The sequence below is a fragment of the Johnsonella ignava ATCC 51276 genome, from assembly GCF_000235445.1.
In the GTDB taxonomy this organism is placed as follows: domain Bacteria; phylum Bacillota; class Clostridia; order Lachnospirales; family Lachnospiraceae; genus Johnsonella; species Johnsonella ignava.
Genome location: NZ_JH378830.1, coordinates 96,441 through 119,617 on the forward strand (window position 1 = coordinate 96,441; position 23,177 = coordinate 119,617).

Here is a 23,177-nt window from a genome sequence, read left to right on the forward strand (position 1 = left end):
ATAGCACTATTTTTAAATGTATACATGTTAATATGTGCATTAATAAACATTTGCGTTAATAAAAAAGAAATAATATATTAATGGTATTCATAGCTTTCTATATGCTATAATAGCTCTCATATCAGCTGTATTTAATATTTTTAAGATATAGTATTTACAGCTCATATATTTAAATAATGTATAACTAAAGGAAGGCTGATGGGAAAACAGGATAATGCTGAAGATACAGTTTATAAAAAAAATATAGTTATAAAAGTCAGCGGTCTTTATAAATACTATAAGGTCGGTACACAGTACGTTCATGCACTTGACGGACTTGATTTTGATATAAAAAAAGGAGAATTCTGTGCTATAGTAGGTCCGTCAGGTTCAGGTAAATCAACACTTTTAAATATGCTTGCAGGTCTTGAAAAGCCCTCAAAGGGTGAGATAGTAATAGCAGGCAAACATATAGAAAAGCTTAATGAGAACCAGCTTGTAGCATTTAGGCGTGAAAATGTGGGATTTATATTTCAGTCATACAACCTGCTACAGACCATGAGTGCGGTTGAAAATGTGGCTATGCCGCTTATGTTCAGAGGAGTACCGGTTAAAAAAAGACTGGCTGTCGCAAATAAATATCTTGAGCTTGTAGGATTAAAAAAACAGGCTAATCAAAAAGGCAATGCAATGAGTGGAGGCCAGCAGCAGAGGGTAGGTATAGCAAGAGCACTTGCTATGAATCCTAAAATAATATTTGCTGATGAACCTACCGGAAACCTTGATACAAAAACTACCGGGGAAGTGCTTGAGCTCATGAAAGATGTAGTAAGCAAGGCAGGAAAAACACTTATTATGGTAACACATGATAATCATATAGCTGATTTTGCAGACCGAAGGATAAGGATAGTTGACGGAAAAATCAGTGATTAAGTTTTAATTGGGTTTTGAGATAATTATGATATATTATAATTCATAAATACAAAGGAAGGAGAGTATGATATATGCGATATATCATACGGAATTGATATGAAGACTCTTAGAAGAGCCTTAAGTACATTTATGATAGTGTTCCTTTTTGTAATTGGAATTTTGTCAAATGTACATGCAGAGCTTGTTAATACTGAGGGAAATGCTTACTTTACCCAGTCGAAGATACCGACAGGAAAAACGGGGCAGATAATGAATGTAACATTTAAATTTACTGCTGATCAGGATTATACAAATGCCTGGGTGGGCATAGCCTATGATGATCAGATAAACAATACAGATGAAAGCGGTTCTGAACCGGTCAAATATGCATATCCTTTTGAGGTAAGCTCTGAAACCAATGTAAGGAAAAGTATCGGAAGGATGAAAAAGGGGCAGTCAAAAACAGTCAGTATTTCAGCAAGAGTAAGGCGGGATATTCCGGAGGGGTATTATGGTGTACAGGTGTATGTGGCTGATTCAAAAGAAGGAGGTTCGCATGGTCCTCAGGAATATGTAAATGTCTGGGTAAAAAAATCAACGGATAAGGAAACTGAAACAGATGAAGTAAAGGACGTAGTTTTTTCAATAGGAGAAGATCAGGCTTCACCTAGAGGGGCCTATCCTGAAACTATGAATTTTAGTCTCAATTTAAAAAACAAGGGTAAAGTAACTGCACAGGATGTAACTGCAAGTCTTATAGTTGACAGGGATGACAAAGTATTTCCGTTTGAGATAGATGAAGCCAATTATGATAAAAGCTTCGCAAAGATTGCAAAGGATGAAGCTGTAAGTTTGGATTACAGCTTCAAGATAAGAAAAGATTCATATACGGGATATTATCCTATTAAAATGCAGATCACCTATAGGGAAAGCTCTGAGGGTGAACTTAAAAAGGCTGAAACACAATTTTATGTGCATGTTGTAAGCAAGGCTGCTGAAACTTCGGAAACAACCGGAAAGCCCGAAAAGGATTTTAATGCAAATGACAGAGTAAAAGCAAGGATTGTTGTTGACAGCTACCGCACTGTGCCTGAAGAAATATTTGCAGGGGAAGAGTTTGAGCTTATAGTGGTTATGAAAAATGCATCTCAGACAGTAGCGGCAAGTAATATACTTTTTTCATTTGAATCTGAGAAAGTTTCTGAAAGCACAGTATTTACAACCGCTGAGGGTTCAAATTCAGTAGTTGTAAATTCACTTGCACCAAATGCAACTGCAGAGATAAGTGTAAAACTTAAATCAAAGCCTACAATCGACCAAAGGTCTTACGGTGTAACTATAAAAGAAAAGTTTGATTCACCTGAATTTAAAAATGCCGAGGAAAGTGTAGCATTAGATGTTGCTGTAAAACAGATGGCAAAGCTTACCACGGGTACTATAACGGTAAATCCCTCGTCCATAGGAGTTGATGGTGAAAGCAATCTGTCTTTTCAGATAAGCAATACAGGTAAAGTGCCGCTTTATAATGTATTTGTAAAATGTGAAGCTGACTCAATTAAAGCGGTTGATCAGTATGTTGGTAATATAAAACCCGGAGAGAGCGGAAATGTGGATCTTATGCTTTCAGCACAAGCGGTTACTAATGATGAAAACAGCAATATAAATATTACAATTACTTATGAAGATGAAAATGGTGTTACAAGCTCGGTAAACAGAGAGGTTGACCTTACGGTGCTTGAAGAGGATCCTAATTCATTTGCCAATGATATGGATATGGATTTTGATAAAGATATGGAGGTAAAAACTCCATGGTACAAAGATAAGAGATTTATAATGGGAGTGATTGTAATAGCTGTTATATCGGCAGCAGCTGCAATTGCAGTTAAGATTATAAAAAAGAAAAAGGAAGCTGCTGAAGATAAGGCGGATGACGATATTGAGATTTAATTTACAGGGGCAGATTTAAATTCTGTACTTGATTCAGCGAAAGGTTTAATTAGGTTTTAAATTTATGAAATTTTCTGATTTACTCGGTATGAGTATTGGAAATCTTTTTAGGCGTAAAGTAAGGACACTGCTTACTATATTCGGTGTGCTTATAGGTACTGCTTCAGTTGTTACTATGGTATCTATCGGTATTGGTATGAAAAACCTTAACTTGGATCTTCAAAAAAGTTCAGTTATTACAAAGATGATAGAAGTACATTCTCAGGCTGATTATGGAGCCAGCGACAGTTCTTCACTTGAAAAATTTATAAATGATAAAGATATTGCGAAGATGGCAGCAATAAAAAATGTTGATGTGGCTACTCCGTATTTTGAAGTGTCAGTTATATTAAAGCAGGGTGTATATGTGTCGGATGCCCAAATCATAGGCGTAACCCGGGCATTTCTCGAAAAAATGCCTCTTAGCCAGGGGACAATCCCGCAAAAGGGTTCTTCAGAACTTGAGCTTCTTGCAGGAGGAGAACTTAATCTTAATTTTTATAATCCTAAAGTAAGCCAATATGCTACTTACGGCAATGCTCCGGATATAGATTTTATGAATAAAACCATGTTTGTAATATATGATACAGGAGCTTATTATTCATCTCAGCAGCCTTCAGATGCGGCTTTACCCTCACAAGGCAGCGGTGATCCCCTTGAGTCTAAGGTAGTTCTTCCGCCTAAAAAATATATTGTAAAAACTTCGGGTATTATAGAAGCTGATGAAAGCGGTTACAGTCCGTTTTCAAGTTATGGGGCATATGCTGATATAGATATACTTAAGGCACAACTTAGAAAATATATGAAAAATAAAGTGGTTCCGGGACAGCCTGAAACAAAAAACGGGAAACCTTATAAGACTTTTGTATATTCAAGAGCTCTGGTAATGGCTGATGATCAGTCGCATGTCGAGGAAATACAGAATACTATAAAAAAGATGGGGTTTCAGACCGATTCCATACTTGAGATAATAAAACAGCAGCAGAAGCAGTCAAATCTTATACAGACTGCACTTGGTATGATAGGAGGGGTATCACTTTTTGTCGCTGCAATAGGTATAGCAAATACAATGATGATGTCAATATACGAAAGAACAAAGGAGATAGGTATTATGAAGGTGCTTGGCTGTGATATGGCAAAGATAAGAGATATGTTTTTAATTGAATCGGCGCTTATAGGATTTATAGGCGGTGTTGTTGGTGTAGGGCTGAGTTATTTTGTGGCATTTATACTCAATAGCACGAATGTGGGCTATACGCTTACCCATCAAAATGGAAATATTTCTATAATCCCTAACTGGATGGGGTTGGTGGCAGTAGTTTTTGCAATTATGGTAGGTATGGTAGCAGGACTTTTGCCATCATTAAGAGCCATGAAATTAAGCCCTCTTTCAGCACTTAGAAATGAATAGTATTTTTAAAAGCAAACGCATATAAAATAAAAGTATATTAAAAAATATTAAAAAATATAAGTTAAAAAATAAAAAAATACTTGACAAGTATATTTTATGTGCTTATAATACCTCACATAAAAAAGAGAGATTTAAAAGCAATGACGGAGACAAAGCTGCTTAATAAGTCTATTACAGCAAACTTGGACGATGAGAGCAAGTATAGATGTAAGTAGGAAATGATCACTCCTAAGCTGCCATACCGAGATTGATATTTAAAAGATTTAGGTATAGGTCGTATCCCTACGTTACAAGGGTAAGATTAAGATAGTAAAATCTATCCGATCCGATTAAGAGGCGGATATTTATATTCGCAAATAAGGTGGTACCGCGGATGCTGTGAAGCTTTCGTCCTTATATGCCTGCGTAAAGTGGGCGTATAGGGATGAAAGCTTTTTTTGTTATAAAAATATGATTAATGGCATGCATTCAGTGTCGTTTGCTTTCATATCTGGATTGTAAATCTATAAATCTCTTGTTAATTTATATTATTAAAAATGGAGGATAAAACTATGAAAACAACACTTTACGCAAGTTTAGCACAGGGAATGGATTCTTTTTTAAGGATAGCTATGACTTTAAGGAGACGGGAACTCAAATTAAAATCGCTCAGTATGTCAACTGACTGCAATGAGATGGTACTTGTAGTTATGGAAAATGAAACTTCGTCAAAAACAGTGCTTAACCATATAGCAAAATTATGTGATGTAAGTAATGTAAGAGTAGAAACTGCATAAACAGTAAATTTAAAACAAAAGAAGGCGGATAAATAAAATGGCTAAAATGTATTATGATAAGGATGTTGATTTAAATAATTTAAAAAATATGAAAATTGCGGTGGCAGGCTACGGAAGTCAAGGACATGCACATGCACAAAACCTCAGAGACAGCGGTTGCAATGTATGTATAGCTCTTTATGAGGGTAGCAGGTCTGCAGAGAGGGCAAAAAATGACGGTTTTGAAGTTAAAGGCGTAGCACAGGCAGTCAGAGATTGTGATATGCTTGTGATGTTGCTTCCTGATGAAAAACAAAAAGCGGTATACGACAGTGAAATTGAAAAAAATCTTAAAAAAGGTCAGACACTTGTATTTGCACATGGTTTTAATATACATTTCGGACAGATAACCCCACCTGAATATATTGATGTAATTATGGTAGCACCAAAAGGTCCCGGTCATCTTGTAAGAGATGTATTTAAGGAGGGAAGCGGCGTGCCTGCAGTATTTGCGGTATACAATAATTATACAAAATCTGCAGACAAGGTTGTGCTTGAATATGCAAAAGGAATAGGTGCTACAAGGGCGGGAATTCTTGAAACCACATTTAAAGAAGAGACTGAAACCGATTTATTCGGTGAACAGGCAGTTTTGTGCGGTGGAGTAAATGCACTTATGAAAGCCGGTTTTGAAACTCTTGTAGCAGCAGGCTATCAAAAGGAGGTTGCTTATTTTGAGTGTCTTCATGAGATGAAACTTGTAGTTGATCTGCTTTATTCTGGAGGCTTTGAAGGTATGAGATACAGCATAAGCGATACTGCTGAATATGGTGATTATGTATCAGGAGGCAGAATAATAGACGAGCATGTAAAGCAGTCGATGAGAGATGTACTTGCGGATATACAGAGCGGAAAGTTTGCGAAGGAATGGATTGCAGAAAATAAAAATGGCAGACTTAATTTTAATAGATACCGTGAAGAAGCTAAAAATAATGAAATTACAAAGGTTGGAAAAGAACTGAGAAGTATGATGAGTTTTTTAAATAAAAAATAACATAACCAAAGTTTGCAGTAAGTGTAAATTAATAGAATTTGGACAGAACAGCTTGAGAAGATACGGCGGATTTAAAATTAATTAATAAGAGGAAACATTATGAAAAGTGAACTTGTAAAAACAGGTCTTACAAAAGCACCGCACAGGGCACTGCTTAAAGCTACCGGACTTACTGATGAAGAGATAGCAAAACCTTTTATAGGTGTAGTAAATTCATTTAATGAAATAGTGCCGGGGCATATAGGTCTTAGAGAAATATCGGATGCGGTAAAAAAGGGAATACTTGCAGAGGGAGGAACTCCGCTTGAATTTCCGGCAATAGCGGTATGTGATGGAATATCAATGAATCATGAGGGTATGAAATATTCGCTTGTAAGTCGGGAAGTTATATGCGATAGCATTGAAATAATGACAAAAGCACATTCGCTTGATGCACTTGTACTTATACCAAGCTGTGATAAGGCAGTTCCGGGTATGCTTATGGCTGCCGCAAGGATTAATATACCTACAGTAGTCATAAGCGGCGGTCCTATGCTCGCAGGAAAATTTGACAATAAAAATGCTGATATTACTACTGTATTTGAGGCGGTAGGCAGGGTTGCAAATAAAACAATGGACTATAAGCAGCTTCATTGTCTTGAGGAGTCCGCATGCCCTACATGTGGTTCATGTTCAGGTATGTTTACTGCAAATTCTATGAATTGTATGACTGAAGCACTTGGAATGGCACTTAATGGTAATGCTTCAATACCTGCAGTATATGCTGACAGAAAAAGGTTGGCAAAACACGCAGGCATGACGGTGATGAGGCTTTTAGAAAAAGGTATAAAACCTAGGGACATAATGAATAAAAAGGCATTTAATAATGCACTTGCAGTAGATATGGCATTAGGATGCTCAACAAATACCGTTTTACATCTTACTGCCATAGCTCATGAAGCAGGAATAGATATAAATCTTGACATGATAAATGAAATAAGTTCAAAAACACCGAATCTTTGTAAATTAAGCCCTGCCGGTAATTATTATATGGAAGATTTAAACAATGCCGGCGGTGTGAAAGCGGTAATGAATGAACTTGATAAATTGGGACTGATAGACAAAACTGCAATGTGTATATACGGCTCGGAGATAGGTAATACATTGGTTGAAAAAACTGATGAGAAGGTTATAAGAGATTTTGACAAGCCATATTCAAAAGATGGCGGAATTAAGGTTTTAAAAGGAAATATGGCACCGTTAGGAGCGGTTATTAAAAAGTCTGCACTTGATAACAGTATAACAGGGTTTGACGGTCAGGCAAAGGTTTATGACGGAGAGGATGAAGCGGTAGAAGCTATTTTATCAGGCTGCGTTAAAGCGGGAGATGTGGTGATAATAAGATATGAAGGCCCAAAGGGAGGTCCCGGTATGAGGGAAATGCTTACTCCGACATCCGCACTTTCAGGTATGGGACTTGATAAGGATGTATGTCTGCTTACTGACGGAAGATTTTCAGGCGGGACACGAGGATTTTGTATAGGGCATATATCACCGGAGGCTTATGAAGGAGGTATGATAGGTCTTGTCAGAAACGGAGACAGGATAAAGGTTGATCTTTTAAATTCAACTATTGAAGTTGATATAAATAATAATGAATATCAAAAAAGAAAGGATAGTTTTGTGCCGATTAAAAAACCGGTAGCAGGGTATTTGTCAAAATATATTAAACTTGTATCATCTGCTGCCGGGGGTGCAGTTTGCAGTTAGGTTAATATATGAATGGAGCTGAATTAGTATTAAAATGTTTAAAAAGAGAAGGGGTCGATACGCTTTTTGGTTATCCCGGAGGGGCGGTAATTCCTTTATATGATGCCTTATATGATTATAGAGATGAATTTTTCCATATAAGAACATCACATGAGCAGGGACTTGTGCATGCAGCTGACGGATATGCAAGAAGTACTGGAAAAACCGGAGTATGTATAACTACTTCAGGTCCGGGTGCTACTAATGCGATTACCGGAATTGCTACCGCATATATGGATTCAACACCTATGGTTATAATATGCGGGCAGGTTATGACATCTATGCTTGGCAAAGATTCATTTCAGGAAATTGATATTACAGGTATAGCTCTTTCAGTTACAAAACATAATTATCTTTTAAGAAGTACCAGAGAGATAGCTCCGACCATAAAAGAGGCTTTTAAGATAGCACAGAGTGGAAGGAAAGGTCCTGTGCTTATAGATATTCCTAAGAATCTTTTTACTTCAGATATTGATTTTGATCCTTTTGAAGATACGGCACTTTTTGACATTGATAAAAAAAGTTTTGAATTTGAAAAGGAAGATGAGACACAGTTTAATAAAACACTGGCTGAATCACTTGATTTGATAAAATTGTCAAAACGTCCTGTGATCTATGCAGGAGGAGGAATAAAGGCATGTAACGGTGAAAAAGAATTAACTGAGTTTGCAGAAAAATTTGATATACCTGTGGTAAATACACTTATGGGTCTTGGAAATATTGATAGAAAACATCCTCTTTCACTTGGGCTTATGGGAATGCACGGTTTTAAAGAAGCAAATTTTGCAATTTCAAGAGCAGATCTTATAATTGCAGTTGGAACCAGATTTAGTGATAGAGGAACAGGCAGATGCAGTGCTTTTGCAGCAAGTGCAAAAATAATACATATTGAAGTAGACAGAAGTGAAATTTCAAAAAATATTAATATTGATAAGGCACTTATCGGAAGCAGCAAGGAAATATTAGGACTTTTAAATAAAATGGCTGATGCTGACAGCAGTTACAGTCATAAAAGCTGGATTGATGAAATACATAGTTATAAACAGGCTGATTCTGTAGCTGAAGATGAATTTCATCCTAAGAATATACTTAATCTGGCAAATAAGATCCTTGAAAAAAATAAAAAAACAATAATTGTTACCGATGTAGGTCAACATCAGATGTGGACTGCACAGCATTGGAAATTTGATGAAGGTCGAAACTTCTTAACCTCAGGAGGGCTTGGAACTATGGGCTTCGGAATGGGAGCTGCAATAGGTGCCGCTGTAGGAAGTCCGCAAAAACAGACGGTACTTATTACAGGTGATGGAAGTTTTAAGATGAATATGAATGAACTGCCTACCTTGAGCCAATATAATATTCCGGTACTTATACTTCTTTTTAATAATCATACTCTTGGCATGGTAAGGCAGTGGCAGAAAATGTTTTCAAATAAAAGATATTCAGAAACTGATATAGAATATAACATAGATTATATAAAACTTGCAAATGCCTGTGGGATCCCGGCTGCTGCAGCCGACAGTCTGGAGGGACTGGAGCAACTGCTTAAATCATATAATAATACAAAGCCTATGTTTATACAATGTGATATAAATAAGGATTATGATGTATTCCCGATTGTTCCGCCAAATGATGTACTTGAAAATCTTATATGCGGTTAAGAAAGATAGTTTTAATGCTGTATTTAAAAATCTTGTATAAATGGTATATAGAATTTAAGAAGAATTTTTAATGCCGGTGGCCGGACTCGAACCGGCACGGATCGCTCCGCATGATTTTGAGTCATGTGCGTCTGCCAATTTCGCCACACCGGCGTAAAACAACCAGCCTATTTTAGCATAAGATGCCGGGATAGGCAAGTTGTTTTTATATGCATTATCAGTTATCAAATTACTGTTTACTGTTTAGGAACTCCCGGATCAGTAGGATCAAAATTCTGTGAATTTGGAATAGGATTATCTATTGAGTCCTTTTCTACAGGACCTTTATCCCATTGATCGGAATATATAATTACAGGTATTCCGCCGGGAGTATTGTAGTATATCCATGCAGCTTCACCTGCTTTTAGGCGTATGCAGCCATCTGAAACCGCATCATCCATATAATTATATGTAGGTGCATGAAAGTGATATGAATTGGGTGCATCATAGTAAATAAGTGAATGGATTATAAAGCCCTGATAGAACCTGTTAAGGAACTGACAGTAGATGGTATCATGCATGAGCTTCCATCTATATTTTGCATAAACTCTGTAGGTGCCAATCGGAGTAGCCGGACCGCATGTAGCCATATAGGTCTTATACGGTATTATATATCCGTTTGCACCGTCTTTTGCCATAACATAAAAAGTCTTTGTAGCTTTATTAAATTTAATCTGATAATCTCCTGTAAGCCCCATAACAGGTTCAAGATCCTTTACAACGCTTCCGTCATCATTAAAGTAATATTTATAACCGCTTATATATTGCCAGCCTTGAACTACATTGCCTTCATGGAAATAATACTGTTTGCCGTTATAATAAGCCCAACCTGTATAAGGATTGCCGTCAACCCTTGTATAGTGTACAGTACCGTTTTCATCATTGTATGGTCCTTCATATTGACCTGCAAGCATAAGTGTATCGGTTTTTTCAGGGAAAGTATTCTCTTTATACCAGAGTGCCACTTTTATTGCAACTATATATTTATCAGTTCCTATGGTACCCGTAGTCTGACCGTTTTTTGCCCAGTCAAGAACAGTTCCGTCATTTAAAACAACTTTATAATATATATCATCACGAATTCCTGTATATCCCTTAACTCTAAGCTGTATAGCCTGAATTTTGTCGCCGGCATTCGGGTTTGGAGTCGATTCCTTTGAATTTTGCCATGGGAACCAACCATGTCCCGCAGTATACACTCTGAGATAGTATCTGCCTACTCCTCCATGATCTATAAACATTCTCTCAAAGCCGTCAGGGCTGTAAAGATAATTATTAAAAGCGGATGCAGTATGTGCTATATCCGCATTGGCAGCATTTCTCAAAGTATAGTGAAACATCGGAGTTTCGCCAAGTATTGAATCAGGCGGTGTATTTCCCTCACCCAAAGCATCAAGACCTGCGGATGCAACTATCTCATCAAGAGTTTTACCTTCAGGTGCATTTGACTCGGTTATAGTTTTTGGCATACCTGATGTATTTGATGAATTGCTTGAACCCTGATTTTCTGAATTACTGCCGCCTTGACTGCTTCCATCAGGATTTACACCTGTAGCTGCAGTATTCGGAGGATTTGATGTTTCTGAAGAAGAATCCGAAGATTTTGTTGGATCGTCGGAGGATTTTTGTTTATTATCTGATGAATTTGACGTTTGTTCGGTGGTCTCACCACTTACCGCAGAAGTATCGGTACTTTGCGATGAGTTGTCGGATTCCTGTGTATATCTGTCAGGATTTACCGCCTTAGCACCCTCAACTACACCTGCATAACTGTATACAGGAATTGAGGAGGCTAAAAATGTTGCTGAAAGTGCGGCAAACACAATCTTTTTATGTGTATGCATAATAATTCCCTCCTAAAATTAATAAATATTTTATAGAATATGTTTTAAAGTATAAGACAATATAAGGTAATATTTTATATATCCACATTAAAGTTGATATATACTGAAACAAGATAATACTTCAACAACAGGAAGAGGGGGGAATGCATGTTCTGTATATGTAGGGAAATACCGATTAAGTATTACCTGTGCAAAAATCGCAGACGCTTTGCGCCGGTATTATGCGATTTTGGGCGAATACATGCGACATATACCTGAAGAGAAATAAATATTTCAACTACCTTAAGAGCAATTATATATAACACTGCTCAATACTTATAAACATGTTACAGTATAGCATAGAAATGCTGCAAAGTGAACCGGAAAAAGTTTTTATTAATTTTTTAGGGCTGTTTATATTTGCTTATTGCTTTTTAGTAAAATAATGTTTAAAATAAGTATAAGGAGCTTTCATTTCTTTGGTAATTTTTTTACAATGTATCTTTATAAAAAAGGGAGCTTATGCGATTTTCGCACGGGAAACACCTAATCAGTATTTCTCTAAATTTAAATAATAAATAAAAAGGCATTAATAATATTTGGCAGGATTATAATGAATAAAAAAAATACCACTCTAACTGTTTCATATACTGAAGATAAAAAAATCATGGTCAGTATATGCTGTATAACCTATAATCAGGAACAATATATAGCACAGACTATTGAAAGTTTTCTGATGCAGAAAGTGGACTTTAAATATGAGATTCTTATAAATGATGATGCTTCTACCGATAGAACTGCAGATATTATAAGAGAATATGAAAAAAAGTATCCTGATATAATAAAACCGATTTATCAGAGTATAAACCAGTATTCAAGAGGAATTACAAACCCAAGCGGTGCCTTTAACTATCCAAGGGCATCCGGAAAATATATAGCTATGTGTGAAGGTGATGATTATTGGACTGACATATATAAACTTAAAAAACAGGTGGATTTTCTTGAAAACCATAAAAATTGCAGTTTGTGCTTACATGCTGCAAAGACTCTGGTAGTTGACGGCTCATTTACCGGTTCAATTATAAGACCGTATAATAAAAGCAGATTTATAAGCACCGGAGAGGTTATTGATAAAAGTTCCGCTTATCCTACAGCTTCACTTATGTTTAGAAGCTGTTTTGCAAGACATATGCCTGATTATTATACAAACTGTCCTGTAGGAGATATACCGCTTCAGCTTCACCTTGCTTCAATGGGAAGGGTTTATTATATGGATGAGGTAATGAGTGTTTACCGGATAGGTGGAAAAGCCTCATGGAGCGTACTTATGAAAAAGGGCGATTATAAAAAAAAGCAGGAAATATATTATAAACAGATGAAAATCATGTATATAGAATTTGACAGAGCTTCAAATCGAAGATATACAAATTATATAAAAAATGCAATAAGGCGTATAAGGTTTTTAACCTATGTAAATACTAAAAACTATAGTAGGATATTCAGCAGCAAATACAGAAGGTTTTATAAGGAGCTTGATTTAAGAACAAGATTTTTTACCAGATTTGAGTATCACTTTCCTTTTTTATACAGTGTTGCCAGATATATTATGCGCTGTATATAAAACTTTAAAATATACCTCGGATTTTCAGAAATTCATAAACAAAGTAAAAATCAGATAATACTGATAAAAAATATGGATTATCTGTGAAGGTTTGAGGAATAAAATAATAAATTTTCATTTTTCAGGAGGAGTTTATATGAGGGATTTAGATTACCTTAAGTTGATGGCAGGAGAGTACCCGAATGAAAAGGCGGCAGTAAGTGAGATTATAAACCTGCGTGCCATACAGGCACTTCCGAAAGGAACGGAGTACTTTTTTTCGGATCTTCACGGTGAACATGGAGCATTCCTGCATCTTTTGAAAAGCTGTTCAGGTGTTATAAAGGTGAAAGTCAGGGATACCTTTGGTCATATGCTTACAGCAAAGGAGGAACTTGAGCTTGCAAATATAATATATTACCCGGAAAAAAGTATTGAAAAAAAAGCTGAGGAGGACAGTCTGACTGACGAATGGATAAGCCTTACGATTTATAGGCTTATACAGGTACTTAAGCTTGTATCTACAAAATATACACGTTCAAAAGTGCGTAAAAAGATGCCGGCTGAATTTGCCTATATTATAGATGAGCTTTTACATGTAAACCAGCTTGATGATAATAAAAAACTTTATTATAGCGAAATTCTCAACTCAATACTTGATATAGGTGTAGGAGATAAGTTTATAATAGCAATTTGTGGAGTAATACAGAGACTTACAATAGACCACCTCCATATAATAGGTGATATATATGACAGAGGACCTCATGGTGATGTAATAATGGAAGAGCTTATAAAATTTGATGAGCTTGATATACAGTGGGGAAATCATGATGCCGAGTGGATGGGTGCCGCTGCCGGTAATTATGCCTGCGTATGCAGTGTATTGAGAGCGGGAATAAGCTATAATAATTTTGATATACTTGAAGATGCTTATGGTATAAACCTCCGTAAACTTTCAATGTTTGCAGCGGAAGTTTATAAGGATGATCCATGTACACGCTTTAAGCCGCATCTTCTTGATAAAAATATATATGATGCAGTAGAACCTACACTTGCGGCAAAAATGCATAAAGCAATAGCTATAATTTTATTTAAAGTAGAGGGGGCACTTGTTAAAAGGCATCCTGAATATGAGATGGAAGGAAGGCTTTTGCTTGACAAGATAGATTTTAGCACCGGCATGCTTCATATAAACGGTAAAGAATATCCAATGCTTGATACCAATTTCCCGACAGTTGATCCTAAAGATCCTTATAAACTTACTGCTGAAGAGGAGGAACTTGTAGAATCACTTGCGTTGAGTTTTAAGCATAGCCTGCTTTTAAATAAACATATACAATTTATGTATGCACGTGGCAGTATGTATCTTAAGTACAATAACAACCTCCTTTTCCATGGCTGTATACCTATGAATGCTGACGGTGAATTTGAAGGCTTTGAGATAAAGGGCAAATATTATAAAGGTAAAGAATTTATGGATTATCTTGAAAAAAGAATAATTCAGGCATATTTTCTTCCTGATGATGACCCGAGAAAAGAATCTGCTACAGATCTTATGTACTACCTATGGTGCGGTGCAAAATCACCGCTTTTCGGCAAGGATGCAATGCGTACCTTTGAAAATTACTTTATAGAAGATGCCGAGGCAAGAAAGGAACATATGAATCCTTATTATAAACTCAGCGAAACGGAAGAATGCTGCAATAAGATATTTGAAGAATTCGGGCTTCCGACTGAGGGCTGCCATATAATTAACGGACATATACCGGTTAAAATAAAGGAAGGACAATCTCCTATAAAGGCAAATGGAAAACTGTATGTTATAGATGGAGGGCTTTCAAAAGCATATCAGAAAAAAACCGGAATAGGCGGATATACGCTGATATTTAACTCAAACAATCTTTCACTTGCAGAGCATATGCCTTTCCATCCGGAAGAGGACAGCACTCCTAAAGTATTCGTAACTGAGAGAATGAGAAAAAGAATACTCGTTGGTGATACTGACAGAGGTAAGGAACTTGAGAAAAAAATAAATGACCTTAAGGAGCTTAGGACTGCCTTTCAAAAAGGACTTATAAAGGAAAAAGGCAATTAAGGCTGTTATGGTAAAGTATTAAAGTATCAATCTTTTATATCGGCTGTAAAATTTCAGCCAAAAATCATTTACGGCTCTTAAGGTAAAATACAATTTCCTATATTCAGATATGTGTTTTTAAGGCTGAAGATGGGAGGGTAAAAAAATTATTTATGGAATTTTGCAGTTATATATATAAAAAAGACAAAGAAACACATAAAAAAGAAGAAGATTGTAATAAATGTATTAAAATGGTTCTCCCCTATATAAGGGGAGAACTTGACAATGATCAAACAGAGGTATTTCTGGAACATATAAAAAATTGCACTTCATGCAGGGAAGAACTTGATATTTACTATACGGTTGAAGCAGGTATAAAACAGCTTGATGAAAAAAAAGGTGATTTTAATATAGCGGGTTCTCTTCATGAATATATAAACAGATCTTATTATAAACTTAGGATGATTAAGCTTGTAAAGATATTATATTATTCATTAAATACTCTTGTTGTAACAAGTTTAATTATAATGCTTTTTTTGCAATTTCGAATATGGTTTTATTAAGAATATTTTAAATATGGGGTACTTATGGAAAAACTTATACTTATAGACGGACACAGCATATTAAACAGGGCATTTTATGCGATACCTGTTCTTACAGATTCTGAAAGAAGACATACCAATGCAGTGTACGGGTTTTTAAATATAATGTTTAAAGTAATTGACGAGGAAAAGGCGGATTATCTGGCAGTTGCTTTTGATCTGCCTGCTCCTACATTCAGGCATAAAGTATATAAGGAATATAAGAGCACAAGGAAGGCAATGCCTGATGAACTTAAACAGCAGGTACCGCTTATAAAAGATGTCTTAAATTCTATGAATATAGCAGTTTATTCTATGGAAGGTTTTGAAGCGGATGATATAATAGGAAGTCTTGCCAAAAAATATGCTTCTAAGGATACACAGGTTGTAGTGCTTTCAGGAGACCGTGATCTTTTGCAGATATCTGATAAGAATATTAAAATAAAGATACCCAAGACACTTAAAGGAAAGACTGAAACCAGGGATTATTTTCCGGAAGATGTTTTAAATGAATATAAAGTGAGCCCGCTTGAATATATAGATGTAAAGGCACTTATGGGAGATGCCTCGGATAATATTCCGGGAGTAAAATCAATAGGTGAAAAGACGGCAACTTCAATTATAGAAATTTTTAAAAGCATTGAAAATGCTTATAAGCATGTTGATGAAATAAAGCCTCCAAGAGCTTCAAAGGCACTCGCACAAAATTATGAGACAGCAGTTTTTTCTAAAAAGCTTGTAACTATAAAGCTTGACGTTCCAGTGGAAAGTTCTCTTAAAGATATGGGAATATGTGGTATGTATAATGAAAACAGTCTTAAAATCATGCAGAGTCTTGAATTTAAATCACTTATAAAACGTTTTTCATCTGAAATCATAGAAGAAGCCGGCAGAGATTTTAAAACGGATTACAATGTAATTTTAAATACAAAAGAAGCATTTGAATTAGTTGATTTAATTGACAAGTCAAAACCGTACGGAATGGAATTTGCTTGTGATAATAACAGTATAACAGCTTTTTGCTTATCAGGAAATGATGGAAAATGCAGTATATTTATAGCAGGGGATACTGTTAAAAGGGCTGTTGATGAATTAAAGGATGATAATCTTTCAGTGGAAAATGATGAAAAGATAACGGAAAATGATTTAATAGAATTAATAAAAAAATGTTTTAATGAAATAAAATTAGTTTATTTAATTGACTTAAAGAATATAATAAAAAAAATAAATAAATCAAAATCCGAATATATAAAAGAGAAAGATAATATTATTGATGTAGCTGTTGCCGCATATCTTAACAATCCTATTAAGGACAGCTATAAGCCTGAAGATCTGGCAGGAGATTATCTTAATATGGGTTTTATATCTAAAGAGGATTTATTAGACGTAAAGAATACAAAGCATGAAAAATCGTCAAAAAAAGGAATTAAAAAACTTTCTTTTTGTGATGAGATTAAAAAAGATAATCAGACAGTTTTAAATTATTTTGCCTCTGTTTCACATATAATATGTCTTGCCGGTGATGTTATATTAAAAAGGGTTAAAGAGCTTGGTATGGAGGCATTATATTTTAATATAGAACTTCCTCTTATTTATTCCCTTGCCAGGATGGAGATTGCAGGTATAGGAGTTGACAGAAAAAGGCTTGATGAATATGGGGTTAAACTTAAAGGTCTTATTGATGATATTGAAAAAGAAATACATGATGAAAGCGGAAGTGATTTTAATATAAATTCTCCTAAACAGCTGGGAGAAGTGCTTTTTTATAAACTTAATATGCCCGGTGGAAAAAAGACAAAAACCGGATATTCAACGGCAGCCGATGTGCTTGAAAAGCTTGCACCTGATTATCCCCTTGTAAAAAAGATACTTTATTATAGACAGCTTGCAAAACTTTATTCAACTTATGCACTGGGACTTGCAGCATATATAGGCAGTGATGGCAGGATTCATGGTAATTTTAACCAGACTATAACGGCTACAGGACGTATATCCTCAACGGAACCCAATTTACAAAATATACCTGTAAGAACGGATATGGGAAGCCGGATAAGGGATATATTTGTACCGGGAGAAGGCTATGTATTTGTAGATGCTGATTATTCACAGATTGAACTGAGAGTTCTTGCTTCTATGGCAGATGACAAAAGCCTTATTGAAAGCTATAAGAATGAAGTTGATATACATACCGCTACGGCTTCAAAAGTATTTGGAACCCCTGCAAAAGAAGTAACAAAAGAGCAGAGAAGGAATGCAAAAGCTGTAAACTTCGGTGTAATATACGGAATATCCGCTTTTGGATTGTCGGAAGATCTAAGTATAAGCCGCAGAGAAGCACTTGAATATATCAATAATTATTTTAAAACTTACCCCGAAGTAAAGAAATTTCTTGATTTACAGGTTAAAAAAGCTAAGGAAGACGGGTTTGTAACTACATTATACGGCAGGATAAGACCGATACCCGAGATTAAAAGTTCAAATTTTATGCAGAGAGCTTTTGGGGACAGAGTCGCAATGAACTCCCCTATACAAGGGACTGCTGCAGACATTATGAAAAAGGCGATGATAGATGTTGACAGAATGATTAAAAAATCAGGTTATGATGCCCGTATAGTGCTTCAGGTACATGATGAACTCCTGCTTGAGGTAAATAAAGAAAATGCAGAGGCTGTAAGACGTATGGTTGAGGAAACTATGAAGTCGGCAGCACAGCTTAAAGTGGCTCTTGAGGTTGAGGCAAAGATTGGAAATACATGGCTTGAGGCTAAATAGTTCTATATATTTAATATATTTTTATTTTTTGTAGAAAAACACTGATTTAGTGTATACGGTATATATACAAAGGAGAAAAATGGTTATATTTATTTTTGGAGGTGCAGGCTCAGGAAAGAGCCTGCTTCTTGACTTTCTAAAAAAAAGATACAATGCATGTATAATAGAGGCGGATAAAACGGCACATGAGCTTTATGAACCGGGAAATACAGGCTACACGGCAGTCCGTAATCTGCTTGGCAGCCAAATTTTAAATGAAGATAAAACGCTTGACAGAAAAAAAATGGCTGAAATTCTGTATAAAGATGCTGTATTAATTAAAAAAATCAATTCAGTTATACATCCTATGGTGTGGAAAAGTATAAATAATAAAATTGACAATATTAAAAATATGAATACTCAAAATACGCAGCAGCTTATAGTTGTTGAGGCGGCTTTAATTCCTAAAGACAGAAAAGAACTTGAGGGTATGTTTGATGAATACTGGTTTTTATATGCAGATGAAAAAGTAAGAAGAAAAAGGCTTAAGGAAAGCAGAGGATATACTGATGATATGATTGACAATATTATAAGCAAACAGCCCGAAACAAAAGATTATATAAGATTATGTGATGTACTTATTGAAAACAATTCGGCATACAGTGAACTTGAAGAAAAAATTGAAGGACTTCTTTAGCGTTAAACAGTATATGTTCAATTTATTGTGCATGGATTTATTGCACATGGTTATTGTGCTTGCCTAAAAGGTATATTTGTATTATTATATGACAGTGGAAAGAGCGGCATGAATACGGCTATATTATGGAGAATACAGTCCGAGACCGCTGATAAGCTGTTAATTTTAAGCATAGTAACGTTATATATAGGAGCGTGTTGTAATTATGGCTTATATTTTTATTTAACAGTTTATCAGTTGTTTCGGGAAATCTTTATATATACAGTATTGTAAATGCCGGCAATATAAATTTTAAGGAGATTGTACGATTAATGAGTAAAGATTATAAGAGTTTCAGTATTGAACTGGCAGGAAGGACACTTACAGCAGACATAGGCAGGGTTGCGGCACAGGCAAATGCTGCCGCCTTTATGCATTACGGTGATACAACAGTGCTTTCAACTATAACAGCTTCTGAAAAGCCTAGAGACGGCATAGATTTTTTTCCGCTTTCAGTAGAATATGAGGAAAAGATGTATGCTGCCGGAAAAATGCCGGGAGGTTTTAATAAAAGAGAGGGAAAACCAAGTGAAAATGCAGTGCTTACATCAAGGGTAATAGACAGACCTATGCGTCCTCTTTTTCCAAAGGATTATAGAAATGATGTAACTATAAGTAATCTGGTACTTTCAGTTGACCCTGAGTGTTCACCCGAGCTTACCGCAATGATAGGTTCCGCTATAGCGGCTGCAATATCGGATATTCCATTTAACGGTCCGTGTGCAACTACCCAGATAGGTCTTTTAGACGGTACTTTTATAGTAAATCCAAGCGATACGCAGGCGGCATCTTCAGATCTTAAGCTCACAGTTGCTTCAACAAGAGAAAAAGTTATTATGATTGAAGCCGGTGCAAATGAAGTGCCTGAGGCGGTTATGATAGAGGCAATCTATCTTGCAGACAGTATAAATAAAAAACTTATAGATTTTATAGATATGATAGTAAAGGAATGTGGAAAACAAAAACATGAGTATACATCATGTTCTATTCCTGAAGAATTTTTTGAAGCGATTAAAAATATAGTAAGTCCGCAAGATATGGAAGAAGCGGTATTTACCGATGAAAAGCAGATAAGAGAAGCTAATATAAAGAGTCTTAAGGCAAAACTTGAGGAGAGCTTTGCTGATAATGAAGAATGGCTTGCACTTCTTGATGAGGCGATTTACCAGTATCAAAAAAAGACCGTAAGGAAGATGATACTTAAGGATAAAAAAAGACCTGACGGCAGACAGATGAATCAGATAAGGAAACTTTCAGCTGAAGTCGATATAATTCCAAGGGTTCACGGTTCTGCCATGTTTACAAGAGGACAGACACAGATCTGTAATATAGCAACTCTTGCACCGCTTTCAGATTCACAAAGGCTTGACGGCTTAAATGCGGAGGAAACTGCAAAAAGATATATGCACCATTATAATTTTCCGTCATATTCGGTAGGTGAAACAAAAGTTTCAAGAGGACCCGGAAGAAGAGAGATAGGACATGGTGCACTTGCCGAGAGGGCGCTTATACCTGTATTGCCGGATGAAACGGAATTTCCATATGCAATAAGAACCGTATCCGAGACATTTGAATCAAACGGTTCAACATCTATGGCTTCAACATGTGCTTCATGTATGTCCCTTATGGCAGCCGGAGTTCCCATAAAGAAAATGGTTGCAGGTATATCATGCGGGCTTGTAACCGGAGAAAATGACGATGAATATGTTCTTTTAACGGACATACAGGGACTTGAAGATTTTTTTGGAGATATGGATTTTAAAGTAACCGGAACAAGAGATGGAATTACAGCCATACAGATGGATATTAAAATTCACGGGCTTACAAGGGAAATTGTAGAAGGTGCGATCGAAACCTGCAGACAGGCGAGAATTTTTATAATGGATACCTGTATGGAGCCTTGTATAGATAAGCCAAGATCTGAGATAGGTGAATTTGCACCAAAAATTGAGATGATAAGTATAGATCCTGCAAAGATAGGTGATGTTGTAGGAAAACAGGGCAAGGTTATAAATAAAATAATTGAAGAAACCGGAGTAAAGATAGATATTGATGACGACGGTAAGGTAAGTGTCTTTGGTCCTGACAGACAGATGATATTTAAAGCAATTGAGATTATAAAAAGTATAGTAACTGATATAGAGGAGGGCATGATCTTTAAAGGCAAAGTAGTAAGGATAGCTGAATTTGGAGCCTTTATTGAGCTTGCTCCGAACAAAGACGGCATGCTGCATATTTCAAAAATTTCAGAAAAGAGAATAGACCGTGTTGAAGATGTGCTTGACATAGGTGATGAGGTTACAGTTAAGGTGATGGAGGTTGATAATGTAAGAGGCAGGATAAGCCTAAGCATGAGACCTTCTGATTTCGGGGATACACCTGAAACAGGCGGGCACAGACATAAAGGGCATGCTGTTGAAGGCAGAGATGAAGGTATAAACCGTGATTTGCCGCATAACAGGCGTAAAGGCGGTCATAATAAAAAAAGACAATAAAATTGTAATTGCAAAACAGCTGTTAAAAAGCCGGGGTTCTTTATGATACTGCCGGTTTTTGCTTCTGTAATGCTTTTTTACATAAAATCTACAGGCAGGTACTATAATGTATGATGAAATAAAAAATAAAGAGCTGCACAGCCTTGTGGAAGAAAAAAAGTTTAGGCTTTTGAGAGATGAACTTGGTGATATGAATGAGTTTGATGTAGCTGAATTTATGGGAGAACTTGATGCACAGGGTTCTCTGATAGTGTTCAGGATGCTTCCGAAAGAAGCGGCATCAAGTGTTTTTGCATTTCTTGAGCCGCAGAATCAGGAACATATAATAAAAAGTATTACTGATAAAGAACTTAGCTATATAATAGAGGATCTCTATGTTGACGATATGGTTGACATGCTTGAGGAATTGCCTGCAAATGTAGTTAAAAAAGTTATAAACAATGCAAATCCAAGTACAAGGACACTTATAAATCAATTTCTCAAGTATCCTGCAAATTCGGCAGGAACCGTCATGACCGCTGAATATATAGGGCTTAGAAAGACAATGACTGTTGCAGAGGCATTTGACTATATAAGAAAACACGGTATAGATAAAGAAACTATATATACATGTTATGTTATGGATGCGAAGAGAGTGCTTGAGGGTGTGCTTACTATAAAAGAAATGCTTATAAATCCGGATACTACGCTGCTTGTTGATATTATGGATACAAGAGTTGTAAAAGCGTTTACAACCACTGACAGGGAGGAGCTTGTAGATATTTTTAATAAATATTCACTTATAGCACTCCCCATAGTGGATCATGAAAACCGCCTTGTAGGGATTGTTACGGTAGATGATGTGGTTGATGTTATGGAAGAAGAGGCTACTGAGGACTTTGAAAAGATGGCTGCTATGCTGCCTTCTGAAAAGCCTTATTTAAAAACAGGTGTATTTGAACTTGCAAAAAACCGGATTGTCTGGCTTTTAGTTCTTATGATAAGCGGTATGATAACAGGTAATGTACTTGCAAAATACGAGAGGGCATTTGCGGCACTGCCGCTTCTTGTAACATTTGTACCTATGCTTACGGGTACCGGCGGAAATGCCGGTTCACAATCATCAACTATGATTATAAGGGGTATGGTTATCGGAGAAATTGAACCTTCAGATGCATTAAGAGTATTCTGGAAAGAAGGTATGGTTTCGATTCTTGTAGGTATAGTACTTGGAGCTGCCAATTTTATAAGACTTATAATTATGTATCCGGGAGAATATATGATAAGCCTTACTGTAGTTTTGAGCCTTTTTGCAACTATTATAATGGCAAAAATCATAGGCGGTATACTTCCGCTTATTGCGAAAAAGCTTAATTTTGACCCTGCTATAATGGCAGCTCCGCTTATAACTACAATAGTTGATGCTTTCAGTCTTATCATATACTTCCAGATAGCTATAAGGCTGCTTGACGGAATAAAACCGGCATGAGTGAAAAACAATCGGAGCATTGTTTTTTGTAATGCAGTGATCGAACATGGACCTGCCTAATGAA

15 protein-coding genes, 1 tRNA gene and 1 other annotated feature are annotated in these 23,177 nt (G+C 36.1%); of the genes, 14 read left to right on the forward strand and 2 right to left on the reverse strand.

What is annotated here, in order from left to right; all coding sequences use genetic code 11:
- Window positions 1-198: 198 nt before the first annotated feature.
- From HMPREF9333_RS02955 to ilvB, 7 genes are all read left to right on the forward strand, one after another.
- Complete coding sequence (locus HMPREF9333_RS02955) at window positions 199-912, forward strand: ABC transporter ATP-binding protein (RefSeq protein ID WP_005539699.1); 714 nt, start codon at window positions 199-201, stop codon at window positions 910-912.
- A gap of 96 nt (window positions 913-1,008) precedes the next feature.
- Window positions 1,009-2,838 carry a COG1361 S-layer family protein gene (locus HMPREF9333_RS02960; protein WP_005539700.1) on the forward strand — a complete coding sequence of 610 codons (1,830 nt, stop codon included), beginning with the start codon at window positions 1,009-1,011 and terminating at the stop codon, window positions 2,836-2,838.
- 64 nt (window positions 2,839-2,902) lie between these two features.
- Window positions 2,903-4,288 carry an ABC transporter permease gene (locus HMPREF9333_RS02965; RefSeq protein WP_005539701.1) on the forward strand — a complete coding sequence of 462 codons (1,386 nt, stop codon included), beginning with the start codon at window positions 2,903-2,905 and terminating at the stop codon, window positions 4,286-4,288.
- A 131-nt stretch (window positions 4,289-4,419) separates the two neighbouring features.
- Window positions 4,420-4,686 (forward strand) — a binding site (T-box leader).
- 153 nt (window positions 4,687-4,839) lie between these two features.
- Complete coding sequence (locus HMPREF9333_RS02970; RefSeq protein ID WP_005539702.1) at window positions 4,840-5,064, forward strand: ACT domain-containing protein; 225 nt, start codon at window positions 4,840-4,842, stop codon at window positions 5,062-5,064.
- A gap of 37 nt (window positions 5,065-5,101) precedes the next feature.
- Window positions 5,102-6,097 carry a ketol-acid reductoisomerase gene (ilvC, locus tag HMPREF9333_RS02975; RefSeq protein ID WP_005539703.1) on the forward strand — a complete coding sequence of 332 codons (996 nt, stop codon included), beginning with the start codon at window positions 5,102-5,104 and terminating at the stop codon, window positions 6,095-6,097.
- A gap of 99 nt (window positions 6,098-6,196) precedes the next feature.
- The gene (gene ilvD / locus HMPREF9333_RS02980) at window positions 6,197-7,846 is read left to right on the forward strand and encodes a dihydroxy-acid dehydratase (RefSeq protein WP_005539704.1); all 1,650 of its coding nucleotides are present in this window, start codon (window positions 6,197-6,199) and stop codon (window positions 7,844-7,846) included.
- 8 nt (window positions 7,847-7,854) lie between these two features.
- Window positions 7,855-9,546: a biosynthetic-type acetolactate synthase large subunit gene (ilvB, locus tag HMPREF9333_RS02985; protein WP_005539705.1), complete on the forward strand. Its 1,692-nt coding sequence runs from the start codon at window positions 7,855-7,857 to the stop codon at window positions 9,544-9,546.
- 71 nt (window positions 9,547-9,617) lie between these two features.
- Here ilvB and HMPREF9333_RS02990 read toward each other — a convergent pair.
- Both HMPREF9333_RS02990 and HMPREF9333_RS02995 read right to left on the reverse strand, forming a co-directional pair.
- Window positions 9,618-9,699: transfer RNA gene (locus tag HMPREF9333_RS02990), tRNA-Leu, on the reverse strand.
- Between the two features lie 83 nt (window positions 9,700-9,782).
- On the reverse strand, window positions 9,783-11,429 hold the full coding sequence (locus HMPREF9333_RS02995) for a L,D-transpeptidase family protein (protein ID WP_005539706.1): 1,647 nt from the start codon (window positions 11,427-11,429) through the stop codon (window positions 9,783-9,785).
- 592 nt (window positions 11,430-12,021) lie between these two features.
- On the opposite strand from HMPREF9333_RS02995, the gene HMPREF9333_RS03000 reads away from it, so the two are divergent.
- From HMPREF9333_RS03000 to mgtE, 7 genes are all read left to right on the forward strand, one after another.
- Window positions 12,022-13,029 carry a glycosyltransferase family 2 protein gene (locus tag HMPREF9333_RS03000; RefSeq protein WP_005539707.1) on the forward strand — a complete coding sequence of 336 codons (1,008 nt, stop codon included), beginning with the start codon at window positions 12,022-12,024 and terminating at the stop codon, window positions 13,027-13,029.
- A 136-nt stretch (window positions 13,030-13,165) separates the two neighbouring features.
- Window positions 13,166-15,103 carry a fructose-bisphosphatase class III gene (locus HMPREF9333_RS03005; protein WP_005539708.1) on the forward strand — a complete coding sequence of 646 codons (1,938 nt, stop codon included), beginning with the start codon at window positions 13,166-13,168 and terminating at the stop codon, window positions 15,101-15,103.
- 152 nt (window positions 15,104-15,255) lie between these two features.
- On the forward strand, window positions 15,256-15,645 hold the full coding sequence (locus HMPREF9333_RS03010; protein WP_005539709.1) for a zf-HC2 domain-containing protein: 390 nt from the start codon (window positions 15,256-15,258) through the stop codon (window positions 15,643-15,645).
- Between the two features lie 24 nt (window positions 15,646-15,669).
- On the forward strand, window positions 15,670-18,435 hold the full coding sequence (polA, locus tag HMPREF9333_RS03015) for a DNA polymerase I (protein WP_005539710.1): 2,766 nt from the start codon (window positions 15,670-15,672) through the stop codon (window positions 18,433-18,435).
- A 79-nt stretch (window positions 18,436-18,514) separates the two neighbouring features.
- Window positions 18,515-19,111 carry a dephospho-CoA kinase gene (gene coaE, locus HMPREF9333_RS03020; protein WP_005539711.1) on the forward strand — a complete coding sequence of 199 codons (597 nt, stop codon included), beginning with the start codon at window positions 18,515-18,517 and terminating at the stop codon, window positions 19,109-19,111.
- 311 nt (window positions 19,112-19,422) lie between these two features.
- Complete coding sequence (locus HMPREF9333_RS03025) at window positions 19,423-21,645, forward strand: polyribonucleotide nucleotidyltransferase (protein WP_005539712.1); 2,223 nt, start codon at window positions 19,423-19,425, stop codon at window positions 21,643-21,645.
- A gap of 106 nt (window positions 21,646-21,751) precedes the next feature.
- On the forward strand, window positions 21,752-23,113 hold the full coding sequence (gene mgtE, locus HMPREF9333_RS03030) for a magnesium transporter (protein WP_005539713.1): 1,362 nt from the start codon (window positions 21,752-21,754) through the stop codon (window positions 23,111-23,113).
- The last annotated feature ends 64 nt before the right edge of the window (window positions 23,114-23,177 follow it).